Genomic DNA, 12,739 nt, shown 5'->3' with positions numbered 1-12,739 from the left:
GTCAGGCCTCCGTCTGGCGGGTGCGCGGGTCGAGGTAGGCGTAGACCACGTCGGCGAGGATGTTGGCCACGAGCACCGACAGCGTGATCACCAGGAACACGCCCTGCATGAGCGCGAAGTCCTTGGCGTTGGTGGCGTCGAGCAGCAGCTTGCCGACACCGGGATAGCTGAACACCATCTCCATGACGATGGTGCCGCCCACGATGAAGCCGATCGACAGCGCGAAGCTCTGGATCTGCGGGAGCACGGCGTTGCGGGCGGCGTAGGCCCACAGCACGCGCCGGTTCGGCATGCCCTTCGCCTGCGCGACCGTGATGTAGTCGTCGTCGAGCACGGTCAGCATCATGTTGCGCATGCCGAGCACCCAGCCACCCAGCGAAGCCACCACGATGGTGAGCGCGGGCAGGGTGCCGTGCATGATCACCTGCCCGATGAAGTCCAGGCTCCACTCCGGCGACTGCCCCTTGTCGTAGGCGTGCGACGACGGGAACCACTTGAGCGTCGACGAGAAGACGGCGATCGCGATGAGCCCGAGCCAGAAATACGGGATCGTGTTGAAGAAGGTGGTCACCGGGATGATCGCGTCGAGCTTGCTGCCCCGCTTCCATCCCACGATGGCCCCGGCGACCGTGCCGATCGCGAACGAGATGATCGTCGCGATGCCGACCAGCCCGAGCGTCCACGGGAGGGCGGAGGCGAGCACCTCGGCGACCGGACGCAGACCGTGCAGCGTGGAGATGCCCAGGTCGCCGCGCAGCAGCATGCCCCAGTACTCGACGTACTGCTGCCACACCGATTTGTCGGAGTCGATGCCGAGCAGGATGCGCAGGGCGTCGGCGGCCTCCGGGCTCACGTTGGGGTTGCGCGCGAGATACGAGCTCACCGCGTCGCCCTTCATGAGCCGGGGCAGGAAGAAGTTGATCGTGATCGCCGCCCACAGGGTGAAGAGGTAGAAGCCCGCGCGCCCGGCGAAGAAGCGCCACGGCACGCGACGCCGGCCACGGTCGACCGCCGTCGCGGTGGTGCCGACCTCGAGGGCGTCGCTCGCGACGAGGTCGTTGTCGTCCAGCTGGGGGAAGGCGGTACTCACCGCGCACCTCCGTTCGTGGTGGCGGCGAAGTGCTTCTCCGGGTCGGGAGAGGCGGCGCGCAGCTCGCGGGTGTAGGGGTCCTGCGGGTTCAGGATGACGTCGTCGGCGGTGCCGTACTCGACCACGCGGCCCTGGTTGAGCACCATGATCTCGTCGCTGAAGTGGCGGGCGGTGGCCAGGTCGTGCGTGATGTAGAGCACGCCGAGTCCCTCGTCACGCTGCAGCTCGGCGAGCAGGCTCAGCACGCCGAGACGGATCGACACGTCGAGCATCGACACGGGCTCGTCCGCCACGAGCAGCGACGGGCGGGAGGCGAGGGCGCGGGCGATGGCCACACGCTGCCGCTGGCCGCCCGACAGTTCGTGCGGGCGGCGGTCGATCACGGCGTCGGCGTCGAGCCGCACGCGGGCGAGCAGGCGCCGCACCTCGGCATCGGTGTCCTTCTTCGGCACGACGTCGTCGAGGCGGATGGGCCGCTCCAGGTGGTAGCGGATGGAGTGGGAGGGGTTGAGCGAGGCGAACGGATCCTGGAACACCATGCGCAGCTGCTGGCGGTAGCTCCGCAGCCCCCTGCCGCGCCGTGGGATCGGGGTGCCGTCGAGCAGCACCTCCCCACTGGTGGGGGTCTCGAGCTGGGTGAGGATCTTCGCGATCGTGGACTTGCCGCTGCCGGACTGCCCGACGAGTCCGATCGTGCGGCCGGACTCGAGGGTGAAGCTCACGTCGTCGAGGGCCTTGATCTGGCCGGCGCCGCGCACGGTGTAGCTCTTGGTGACGTGTCGGAACTCGAGCGTGGTCATCGCACCAGCACCCCTCTCTCGCCGGTCAGCCGGGGGAACGACGACAGCAGCCGCCGCGTGTACTCGTGCTGCGGCGCGTTCCAGATGCGCTCGGCCGTGTCGAGCTCGACGATCTCGCCCTCGCGCATGATCGCGATGCGGTCGCTGATCTCGAGCAGCAGCGGCAGGTCGTGGGTGATGAAGACGACCGAGAACCCGAACTCGCGCCGCAGCTGCGAGATCTGCTTCAGGATCTCGCGCTGCACCAGCACGTCGAGCGCCGTGGTGGGCTCGTCCATCACCATCAGCTGCGGGCGCAGGGCGAGCGCCATCGCGATCATCACGCGCTGGCGCATGCCGCCCGACAGCTCGTGCGGGAAAGACCGGTGGCGCTGGCGGCCGACCTTCACGATCTCGAGCAGCTCCTCCGCCTCGGTCCTGCGCTGGCGGCGGTTCATGTCGGGACGGTGGATCTCGAACACGTCCTCCAGTTGCGAGCCGACCGTGGCGACCGGGTTGAGGGCGTTCATCGCGCCCTGGAACACCATCGACACCTTGTCCCAGCGGAATCGCTGCATCGCGTCGACGTCGAGCGCGTTGATGTCGATGTCCGCTCCGGAGGCATCGTGGAAGGTCACACTGCCTCCGGTGATGACGGCGGGAGCACGCAGCAGCCGCTGCACGCCGTAGGCGAGCGTGGTCTTGCCGCAGCCGCTCTCCCCGGCGAGCCCGAGGATCTCGCCGCGCTGGAGTTCGAGGGTCACGTCCTTCACCGCCGCGACGGGCGGATCGACGTCGTACACGACCGAGAAGTCGCGCACGGTGAGCAGGGGGTCTGGCATGGGGTGTCCTTCATGGGAGGCGTCCGTCGTCTCGTCGCTCCGCTTCTCGCTCAGGAACCGGTCGCCGAGGGCGAACCGGTCCCTGAGCGGTCGGAGCGAGACGACGGGTCTACTCGGCGGGCTTCAGCTTCGTGAGGATCTGCACGATGTTCGGCTGCGTGGGGTCGGCCGACGCGTACGTGTCGGTCTCCGACGGCCAGCCGACGTAGTTGCGCGTGTTGAACTCGCCCAGCAGCGGGTGGGCGCCCAGCGGGATGGCCGGCACCTGCTCCGAGAAGATCGTCTGCAGCGTGTCGATCGCGGCGGTGCGCTCCTCGTCGGACGACGCGTTCGCGTACGTGTTCAGCGCCGTCGTCGCCGCGGGGTCGTCGAAGCGGCCGAAGTTGAAGCCGGCCTTACCCTCGGGGGAGATCCACCGCGGGTCCATGGTCGAGGTGTACAGGCCGTAGGCGGTGCCGCTGTCCTCCAGCCAGTGGATGATCGCGGAGAAGGTGCCGTTGTCGCGGGGGTCGGCCCAGCCGCCCCAGTCGGGCATGTCGATCTTGACCTCGGCGCCGATGCCGTCCTTCACGTCTTCGGCGATGAGCTCCTGCGCGGTGTTCCAGTCGCTCCAGCCGGACGGGACGGAGAGAGTGAACGACACGGGCGTGCCGTCCGGGTCGATCAGGGCGTCGTCCTTCCAGGTGTACCCGGCGGTCTCGAGCAGGTCGCGCGCCTTGTCGGCGTCGACCTTGTAGTCCACGCCCTGGAACTCGGGCTGGATCTCGTCCTCGAGGATCGACGACAGGCCGGTGACCGACCAGACGGGCTCACTGGCGCCTTCGCGGGCGATGTCGACGTAGGCGTCGCGGTCGATCACCCAGGCGAGCGCCTGCCGGAAGGCCGGGTCGTCGAACGGCTTCTGCTGCAGGTTCATGAACAGCGTGGCGGAGCCGGTGGTCGGGGAGGCGAGGAACTGGTTGTGCTCGGGGTCGGCCGAGAGGAACTGCTCCTCGATCTGCGGGATGAACGCCTGGGCCCAGTCGGCGTCGCCATTGGCGAGAGCCGTGGTGAGGGCGGTGTTGTCGCCGTAGGAGACGTAGTGCAGCTCGGGCACGGCGAGGTCGCCGCCCCAGTAGTCGTCGCGGGCGTCGAGCGTGACCGACTCGGTCGACCAGTTCGCCATCGCGTAGGGGCCGGTGCCGACGAGGTCGTCGCCCTTGACGGGGTCGGTGGCGGGGTCGTCGAACTTCTCCCAGATGTGCTTCGGCACGATCGGCACGTGCAGCACGCGCGCCTGGTTGACGTACTTGGAGTCGCCGAAGCTCAGCACGACCGTGTCGCCGTCGACCTCGGCTCCCTCGTACTTGAGGCCGGCGGTGTCGAGCGCGGGGATCGAGGCGGTCTCGAAGGAGAAGACGATGTCGTCGGCGGTGAACGGCTCGCCGTCGCTCCAGGTGACGCCCTCGCGGGGGACGACCGTGAGCTGCGTGTAGTCGTCGTTCCACTCGAGGCTCTCGGCGAGCCACGGCGTGGTTCCGCGGTCTCCCGTCTGGTTCACCAGGGCCAGGGTCTCGAACACGACCTTGGCGTAGCCGTACTTCGACGCGGCGGAGTCGCCGACGAACGGGTTGTTCGACTCGGTGGTGATGGCGCCGTCCGGCTTGGCGATGGTGAGGGCGGCGCCGCCGGCTGCGGCGTCGTCCGACCCTCCGGACGAGCATCCGGCGAGGGCCGAGACCCCGAGTGCGGTGATCGCGGTAGCGGCGATCAGAGACGTTCTGAGCTTCATTGCTTCTCCTTGGGCACGGTCGTTGTGCGGCGGCGGTTTGCTTACTGTCGAGAAAGTAAGCTGAGGTGAGGTTACCGAGGAGTAAGTTGGTTGGCAAGCGGGGCCGGTTGAGGAGAGGACGACGCATGTCGGAGAGCGATCACGCCGTGCGGGTGCGCCCGGCGACGCGGGAGAAGCGCGAGCAGATCCTCAAGGCGGCCATCGAGATCTTCGGCAACAAGGGCTCGACCAACGGCACCCTCGCCGACGTCGCCGAGCAGGTCGGCATCACGCACGCCGGGGTGCTGCACCACTTCGGCTCGAAGCAGAAGCTGCTGCTCGAGGTGCTGGCCTACCGCGACCAGGACGACGTCGCCGGGCTCGCCCAGAAGCACATCCCCGACGGTCCCGAGCTGTTCCTGCACCTCGTGCGCACGGCCCTCACGAACGAGAAGCGCCCAGGCATCGTGCAGGCGTACACCGTGCTCTCGGCGGAATCGGTGACCGACGACCACCCCTCCCGCCCCTACTTCGAGGACCGCTACACCACCCTCCGCCGCGAGGTCGCCGCCGCCTTCGGCGAGCTCTGCGCGCAGGAGGGTGTGACCGAGCCCGACACGATCGCGGCGGCGTCGGCCGCGATCCTCGCCGTGATGGACGGCCTGCAGCTGCAGTGGCTGCTGCACCCGGACGCGGTCGACCTGGCCGACGCGAGCGCCTTCGCGATCCGCGCGATCGTGAACGGCGTGCTCCACCCCGGGCCGGAACTCGAGTCCTACGCCCGGCCCTGACCGCGGGCTAGGCTCGGCCCATGGCCATCGATCTCGAAGCGCTCTACATCGACCTCCATCAGCACCCCGAGCTCTCGTTCCAGGAGACGCGCACCGCGGGCATCGCCGCCCAGCACCTGCGTGATCTCGGGCTCGACGTGGAGGAAGGCGTCGGCGTGACCGGCGTCGTCGGCGTGCTGCGCAACGGCGACGGCCCCGTGGTGTGGGTGCGCGCCGACATGGACGCCCTGCCCGTGGAGGAGCAGACCGGCCGCGCGTACGCGAGCACCGCCAAGGGCGTCGACCCGTCCGGCACCACCGTGCCCGTCATGCACGCGTGCGGCCACGACATGCACGTGACCGCGATGATCGGCGCGGTCGAGAAGCTGGTGGCGGAGCGCGAGGACTGGTCGGGCACGCTCGTGGTGCTCATCCAGCCCGCGGAGGAATACGGTGCCGGCGCCAGGGCCATGCTCGACGACGGCCTGCTCGCCCGGTACCCGAAGCCCGACGTGGTGCTCGGCCAGCACGTGACCCCGCTCCCCGCGGGCGTGATCGGGGTGCGCAGCGGCACGCAGATGGCCGCGTCGGACGGCCTCACCGTCACCCTCCACGGCCGCGGCGGCCACGGCTCCCGGCCGCACGCCACGATCGACCCCGTCGTGATGGCGGCCGCCACGGTGATGCGCCTGCAGACCATCGTCTCGCGCGAGATCGACCCGCAGGGGGTGGCCGTGGTCACGGTCGGATCGATCCACGCCGGCCTCAAGAACAACATCATCCCGGCCGAGGCGAAGCTCGAGCTCAGCCTCCGCTACCCGAACGACCAGGTGCGCGAGAAGGTGCTCGCGAGCGTGGAGCGCATCGTGCGCGCCGAGGCCACCGCATCCGGCGCCGAGCGGGAGCCCGAGATCCGCACCGACCACACCCTGCCCGCCACGATCAACGACGAGGAGGCGACCGAGCGCGTCACGACGGCACTCCAGCGTGCGCTCGGCGAGACCGCCGTGATCGACCCCGGGATGTTCACCGGCAGCGAGGACGTCTCCTGGTTCGCGCGGGACGCGGGCGTGCCGCTCGTGTTCTGGTTCTGGGGTGGCGTGGATCCCGCACGGTTCGCCGAGGCCCTCGCCGCCGGCCGCCTGGAGCAGGACATCCCCACCAACCACTCGCCGTTCTTCGCCCCCGAGATCCACCCCACGATCGAGGTCGGCGTCACGGCCATGTCGGCCGCCGCGCGCGAGTTCCTGGGCGCGTAGCGGGGCGACACCCGAGCTGGGTGGCTCCGGAGCGGCGACGCGGATCAGTGGCCGCGGATCAGATCCCGCGCACTGTCACGCGCTCGCGGCCGAGCTGGCTGCTGCGGTTATTGAGGCACCGCGTGCACAGCAGCTCCACGCGGCGCGGGTGCCCGCCACCGCAGACGCACTCGGTCGTCACCCGCCACGCGGCCGCCCTGCCGCACGACACCGGGGCGTCGCGACCGGTGTCGACGGCGGTGTGAGGGGTGTCGGACCCGGTGTGCGGACACTCGCAGCGCGGACCCTCGTCGAGGTCGGGCAGGAGCGCCGGGTCGGTGTGCGGACGGTCGTCCGTCGCGGGCGACGTGCGGGCGGGCGAGGCGGCGGAGGTCATCGCCGTCATGCTCCCACGATCCGCGGCACGGCGCGACGGGTGCCCGGGTCACACGCCCACGATGCGCGGAGCCGGCGGGGGCGGCGGGGCGAGCTGCCGGCGCGGGACGCCGTGCGCCTCGCGGTGCAGGCGCTCCATGCGGCTGTCGAGCTCGGCGGCCGCATCCGCCGCATCGGTCAGGCTCTGCACGAGGTGCGAGGGCACCTGGTTGGAGAACTTGTAGTAGATCTTGTGCTCCAGGCTCGCCCAGAAGTCCATCGCGATCGTGCGGAACTGCACCTCCACCGGCACCGAGAGCGCGCCGGTCGACAGGAACACGGGCACCTCGATGATCGCGTGCAGGCTCTTGTAGCCGTTCGCCTTCGGCTGCGCGATGTAGTCCTTCACGGTGCGCACGGTCACGTCGTCCTGCGCGGTGAGCAGGTCGAACAGCCGGTACACGTCGGCGACGAAACTGCACGTGACCCGCACCCCGGCGATGTCGGTGATCTCGGCGCGGATGCGCTCGAAGTCGGGCTCGTCGATCCCCTTGCGCGCGAGCTTCTCCACGATGCTGTCCGGCGACTTCAGGCGGCTCTTCACGTGCTCGATCGGGTTGTAGGCGTGGTCGTGCGTGAACTCGTCGCGCAGGATCGAGATCTTCGTCTCCACCTCCCGCATGCCGAACTCGTACTCGCGCAGGAAGCGCTGCAGCTGATCGCGCAGCTCCTTGGCCTCGCTGATCATGGCTTCGTCGACCGGGATCACGCTCATGGGATCGACGTTATCGATCCGTGATCGGAAAGCGCTGTGGATTATCACGGTCACGCGGGAGCGTCCGGCGCGTCCCGACCGAGCCCGGCCTCCCTCGCACGCACGATCAGCGCGCTGCGATCGGGCACCGCGAGCTTCGCGAGGATGCCGGACAGGTAGTTGCGCACGGTCTTCGACGACAGCACGAGCCGCCGGGCCACCGCCTGGTTGTCGAGGCCGCGGGCGATGAGGTCGAGCACCTCGCGCTCGCGGTGCGTCAGCTCGGGGAACACCACGGGCCCGGTCGTGCGCGCGCCCGACAGCAGGTCGATCGCGCGGCGCCCCACCTCGGCCGTGAGCAGCACGTCACCCGACGCCACGGCGCGCAGCCCCCGCTCGATCTCGTCCGGCAGCGCGCTCTTGAGCAGGTAGCCCCTGGCTCCGGCGCGGAGGGCGGCGAACACCGAGTCGTCATCGCCGAGCATCGTCACGATGAGCACGCCGATGCCCGGGGCCACCCGCACGATGCGCCGCGTCGCCTCGATGCCGGATCCCGCCCCGAGATCCACGTCCATGAGCACCACGTCGGGCTGCGCGGCCAGCACACCGTCGACCGCCTCGTCCTCGGTGCCGGCCCTGCCCACGACCCGGAACCCCTCGATCGACTCCAGGAAGCTCGACATGCCGAAGGCGAAGACCGGGTGGTCGTCCACCACGAAGATGCGCACGGCACTGTCCGCCGCGTCCACCGCGCTGGACTCCTCTGGCATGCCGCTCACGCTAGCGCTCCCGCCCCGCGGCGCACCACCGCGGGCCCACGCTGCTCCGGGGGGCGACGTGCGGGGAGGGACACCCGGCGGGAGCAGCCCCCGCTCCCGCCGAGTCCGCCGTGCGAGCCCGCAGCCCGCCGGCGGTCGCCTCGCCCGCACCGGTCCCCATGATCCCGCTGCGGCGACCGCGACCCGGTCCCCTCGTGCGCTCGTCGACCCGATCGACCGCGCATGGTCCCCTCCTCCTGCCGACCCGCGTCGGCACGGTGTCCTCCACCGCCACCGACGCTAGGGGTCCCTGCGTCCCGGCTCCGAGGGCACCGTGTCCCGACCGCCCGGGAGATCCGCCCCGGGACGCCCCGCGACCCTGGTCAGGCCGCGCCCCCTCCGGCACACTGAGGCTCGGAGAGGAGCGCCGATGAGCGGAGCCGCCGCCCCCACGGCGCGAGCGCACGGACCCTCGCGCGTGCTCGGAGTGGCGACGACGGCTGCGCTCCTGCTGGCGTCGTGGGGTCCCGCGCTGATCGGTGCGCTGCTGTGCCTGCACTCGTCCGGCGGCATCGAGGCCGTCGGCACGCTCAGCGCCGCCCTGGCGTTCGGCGGTGCGGCCGCACTCCTGCCCGTCCGCGGCGGTCACGGCGGTCGCGGCGGCCCCCTGCTCCCGCTCACCCTCGCCACGACGGGGGTGGGCGGTGGGGCGGCCACGCTTGCGGCGGGACTGCGCGCGGCCGGGGTCGACGGCGGGCTGTGGCTCGACCTGCTGGGCGTGGCGTGGATGCCCGGTGGTCTCACGGTCGCCGGGGCGCTGGGGGCGGCGGTGCTGCTCCACGCCCGTACGCTGCTCGCGGCGGGCGCCGCACTGTCCACGGCCCTCGCGGTGTCGAGCGCCGTGGAGCTGGACCGCGGGACGCCGCTTCCGTTCACGGCCGCCCTGTGGATCGTCTGGCTGGCGCTGGCGCTGTGGTCGGGTGCGACGATCCTGTGGGTCGCCCGGCGACGCTCCTCCCCCGACCGGGAGGCGGCCGTATGGCTCGCGATCGCCCACTTCGCCCTGCTGCTGTGCGGCGTGGGCGGCTTCACGGTCGCGACGGACGGCGGCGGCTCCCTGCTCGGCACCGCGTTCGCCGCGGCCGTGCTGCCCGCGTGCGTGCTGTTCGCTGCGGCCTCGTTCGTGCTCACCGCGATCGCCCGCGCCCCCGACGCCGTGGAGCCGGCGCGGGCCCGGTTCGCGGTCGGAGTGCTCCTGGTGTCCGCCCTGCTGGCCGCCTACGGTGCGGTCGCCGCGACGATCGCGCAGCTCGCGCCACTGCCGCCCACGAGCGCGGGCATGGTCGCCGTCGTGCTGATCGCGGTCGGCGCGGAGCCCGTGCGCCGCGGCGTGCAGCGCGCCGTTGACCAGCTGCTGTACGGCCGCTCCGCCGAGCCGCGTGCACTGCTGCGCACCGTGAGCACGGAGGCGGGCGGCGGCAGCGGCCGCGCGTCGCTGGAGGTGCTGGCCGAAGCGCTGCGCCGGTCGCTCCGCCTCGGCGGGGTCGCGATCGCCTCCTCCGGCCCCGAGCACTCCCACGGACAGGCCGGCACGCTCGATCCCGCAACGCGGGAGGTGGTCGCCCTGCTCGCGGCCGGCGGCGCGTGCGGGACGGTGGAGGTGAGCGGCACCTCCGGTCGGCGCGTGGAGCCGCGCAGCCTCGCCGCGCTGCGCCGCATCGGCGGGGTGCTGAGCGTGGCGGTGCTGCTGGCCGACGCCGACGAGGGTCTGCGCGTGGCCAGAGACGGCGCGCGGCGGATCGCGGCCAGCGAGCGGCGGTTCGCGCGGGCCGAGATCGAGGCAGGACTCGAGCCCGTGCTCGCCCGGGTGCGCCGGGCCCTGCGCGCGCTCCCGGACTCTCCGCGACCCGACCTCGTGCTGCGTGATGCCTCGGCCGCACTGCAGGCGGCGACCACCGAGGTGCGCGACCTCGCCCGCACCCTGCTGCCCGGGGCGCTCGACGCCGGCGACCTGACCGGCGCGCTGAGCGAACTCGCCGCGCGCTTTCCGGAGCCGGCGCTGCACGCCGAGGTGCGGCGGGCGCCCGAACACCCCGAGCACCTGTACCACCTGGTCGCTGAGGCGATGCTGCGTGCCCGCCGGGAGGGCGGGGTCGAGCGGATCGAGGTCACGGTGGGCCCCGCCGACCGCGCGGTGCTGCGGGTGGTAGGGGCCGCGGTGCGGGTCGACCCGATCGTGCGGGCGCTGCACGCCAGGGTCGCCGAGCGCGTGCCCGGGGAGGAGCCGACCGGGCGCCGCGCGGTCACGGTGACGGCGGTGCCCGCATGACAGGCGGCGGTGCTCGGCGCCTCGCGGGGGTCGCGGTGCTCGCGAGCGCCTGGGGTCTGGCGGCCGCGTCGATCCTGCTGGCGTGGCGGTTCGAGCTCCCGGCGGCCCCCGTCGCCGGCACCTTCCTCTCTCCGGCCCCGCCGGCCGCGCAGGCCCGGTTCGACGACATCGGCCTCACGGTCGCGGCGGTGTACGCGCCCCTGGCCGCGGTGCTCCTGGTGCGTCGTCCGCAGCCGGTCGCCGTGCTGCTCGCGGTGCACGCCGTGGGCTCGGGGCTCGCCGCGTTCGGCGTGCAGTACGGCCTCTTGGCGGTGGAGAGCGGCGGGCTGCCCGGGGGCGCACTGCTCGCCTACGCGGGCGGCTGGGCGTTCGTCCCCGGCACCTTCCTGACCGCGGTCGTGCCGCTGCTGCTGCTCCCCGGCCGGCGCGCCGCCCTCGACCGTGGGCTGCTGTGTCTCGTGGTGACGGCGGCCGGCGTGGCCACCGTCGCGTCCCTCACCCAGCAGGGCGCCGGACCGCTCGACAACCCGCTCGCCCCGGACTGGCCGTGGTACCAGGCGATGCTGCCCGGCGCCTACGGGGCCGCGGCCGCCGTGACGCTGTGCGCCTCGACCGCGGTCGCCGTGATCGTGCTGAAGCGGGCACTCCGGTCACCGCGGTCGCAGCGGTACGCCCTGATCTGGCTGCTGGTCGGGCATGTGTTCCTGACTGCCTCCTACGTGGTCACGGTGCTGCCCGCCTCGCTCCAGCTCGCAGCCCCGCTGTGGGTGTTCGGCACCATCGCGCCCATCGTCGGGCAGATCTTCTATCCATCGGCGGTGCTCGTGATGGGTCTGCAGCATCGGCTGCGCGGCGTCGACGTGACAGTGAGCACGGTGCTCACGACCAGCATCCTGGCGGTGCTCGCCGCGACGGGCTACCTGCTGATCGTGACAGCGATGGAGACGGTCGGCCCTCCGACGCCACTGGCCGTGTTCGCCACCGCGGCGCTGGTCGCGATCGGGCTGCTGCCGATGCGGCGCCTCATCCGCCGGCGGGTCGACCGCCTCGTGTACGGCGACGCCGGGGCGCCCGAGCGGCTCGTGGACACGCTGGGGGCGGAGGTGGGCGAGATCGCCACCGGCGCGGACGGCCTGCGCGCCCTGGCGACGGCGCTGCGGGCCACGCTGCGCCTCGGTTCGGTGCGCCTCCGGGTCGCGGCGGACGACGCGGGCGGTGACGGCGAGCACCTCGGCACCACGGACGTCGTGGTGGGGGATCCCCGCGGCACGACCACGGCCTTCGCGGTGGACGGCGACCCCGGTGTCGTGCTGGAGGTGACCGGGGAGGTCGACGGGGTGCCCGTCGGGCGCAGGACCACCGAGGCGATCGCGGATCTGGGCCCGGTGATCGGCGTGGTCGTGCGGCTCGCGGAGGCATCGACCGCCCTCGCCGAGGCACGGCGGACGGCGGCGGAGGCGCAGCACGCGGAACGACGGGCGCTGCGCCGGGAGCTGCACGACGGGCTCGGGCCCGCGCTGTCCGGAGCGGGGTTCTCGCTCGCCGCGGCCACCAACCTGCTCGCACGGGGTGACCGGGCGGCGGCGGAGGAGACGGCCGCCCGCGTCGCCGAGCTGCTGGAGGCGCAGACGGCGACCCTCGCCCGGCTCGCCCGCGGCGGCACGACCCCGGTGCACGACCTCGACGGCGAGCTGCGGCGCCTGGTGTCCGCACTGGGCGCGGCGGGGGCGGCCGTGCGTCTCGTTCCGGGTGCCGACCCCGATCTCGACCCCGCCCGTGCGGGCATCCTGCTGCGCATCGCCGCGGAGGCACTGCTCAACGCCGTGCGGCACGCCGGCGCGCGCGAGGTGGTGGTCACGCTCGGCGGCCCCGGCGAGCGGCTGCTGTGCGTGCAGGACGACGGCCGCGGGCTCCCCGATCGTCGAGGGGCCGGCGTGGGGCTCGCGTCGATGCGGGAGTGGGCGGACGAGGCGGGGTTCCGCGTGGGCTGGGACCGACCGCCGGGCGGCGGCACCCGGGTGAGCGTGCACGCCGCCGCGGTCAGCCCCGGCTGA

11 protein-coding genes are annotated in these 12,739 nt (G+C 72.5%); 4 read left to right on the top strand and 7 right to left on the bottom strand.

The window, feature by feature from the left end; translation table 11 throughout:
• Position 1: 1 nt before the first annotated feature.
• From ACWH95_RS07165 to ACWH95_RS07150, 4 genes are all read right to left on the bottom strand, one after another.
• Positions 2–1,090: an ABC transporter permease gene (locus ACWH95_RS07165; RefSeq protein ID WP_378803265.1), complete on the bottom strand. Its 1,089-nt coding sequence runs from the start codon at positions 1,088–1,090 to the stop codon at positions 2–4.
• The gene (locus tag ACWH95_RS07160) at positions 1,087–1,890 is read right to left on the bottom strand and encodes an ABC transporter ATP-binding protein (protein ID WP_136036133.1); all 804 of its coding nucleotides are present in this window, start codon (positions 1,888–1,890) and stop codon (positions 1,087–1,089) included. Before ACWH95_RS07160 ends, ACWH95_RS07165 begins: the two co-directional genes overlap by 4 nt.
• Complete coding sequence (locus ACWH95_RS07155) at positions 1,887–2,711, bottom strand: ABC transporter ATP-binding protein (RefSeq protein ID WP_378803263.1); 825 nt, start codon at positions 2,709–2,711, stop codon at positions 1,887–1,889. Before ACWH95_RS07155 ends, ACWH95_RS07160 begins: the two co-directional genes overlap by 4 nt.
• A gap of 109 nt (positions 2,712–2,820) precedes the next feature.
• Positions 2,821–4,482 (bottom strand): ABC transporter substrate-binding protein, encoded by a 1,662-nt coding sequence (locus ACWH95_RS07150; protein WP_378803262.1) that lies wholly within the window; start codon positions 4,480–4,482, stop codon positions 2,821–2,823.
• 125 nt (positions 4,483–4,607) lie between these two features.
• Between ACWH95_RS07150 and ACWH95_RS07145 the strand changes: the two genes are divergently transcribed.
• Together ACWH95_RS07145 and ACWH95_RS07140 are read left to right on the top strand one after the other, a co-directional pair.
• Complete coding sequence (locus ACWH95_RS07145) at positions 4,608–5,252, top strand: TetR/AcrR family transcriptional regulator (RefSeq protein ID WP_136045515.1); 645 nt, start codon at positions 4,608–4,610, stop codon at positions 5,250–5,252.
• Between the two features lie 20 nt (positions 5,253–5,272).
• Positions 5,273–6,490 (top strand): amidohydrolase, encoded by a 1,218-nt coding sequence (locus ACWH95_RS07140; RefSeq protein ID WP_136032758.1) that lies wholly within the window; start codon positions 5,273–5,275, stop codon positions 6,488–6,490.
• A gap of 58 nt (positions 6,491–6,548) precedes the next feature.
• Here the strand turns inward: ACWH95_RS07140 and ACWH95_RS07135 are convergent, their stop codons facing one another.
• From ACWH95_RS07135 to ACWH95_RS07125, 3 genes are read right to left on the bottom strand one after another with little or no spacing between them, the layout of a single operon-like run.
• On the bottom strand, positions 6,549–6,875 hold the full coding sequence (locus tag ACWH95_RS07135; RefSeq protein WP_378803261.1) for a hypothetical protein: 327 nt from the start codon (positions 6,873–6,875) through the stop codon (positions 6,549–6,551).
• A gap of 39 nt (positions 6,876–6,914) precedes the next feature.
• Positions 6,915–7,619 (bottom strand): GTP pyrophosphokinase, encoded by a 705-nt coding sequence (locus tag ACWH95_RS07130; RefSeq protein WP_247638218.1) that lies wholly within the window; start codon positions 7,617–7,619, stop codon positions 6,915–6,917.
• A gap of 50 nt (positions 7,620–7,669) precedes the next feature.
• Entirely contained in the window at positions 7,670–8,368 is a 699-nt protein-coding gene (locus ACWH95_RS07125) for a response regulator transcription factor (protein WP_247638217.1), read from the bottom strand.
• A 418-nt stretch (positions 8,369–8,786) separates the two neighbouring features.
• Here ACWH95_RS07125 and ACWH95_RS07120 point away from each other — a divergent pair, with 418 nt between their 5' ends.
• On the top strand, positions 8,787–10,685 hold the full coding sequence (locus tag ACWH95_RS07120; RefSeq protein WP_247638216.1) for a sensor histidine kinase: 1,899 nt from the start codon (positions 8,787–8,789) through the stop codon (positions 10,683–10,685).
• On the top strand, positions 10,682–12,739 hold the full coding sequence (locus ACWH95_RS07115; protein WP_247638215.1) for an ATP-binding protein: 2,058 nt from the start codon (positions 10,682–10,684) through the stop codon (positions 12,737–12,739). The genes ACWH95_RS07120 and ACWH95_RS07115 overlap by 4 nt, the downstream gene beginning before the upstream one ends.

The organism is Microbacterium sp. NPDC055502, from assembly GCF_053643635.1.
Note: the sequence above shows the minus strand (reverse complement) of the source record. Positions and strands in the feature narration are given on the sequence as shown.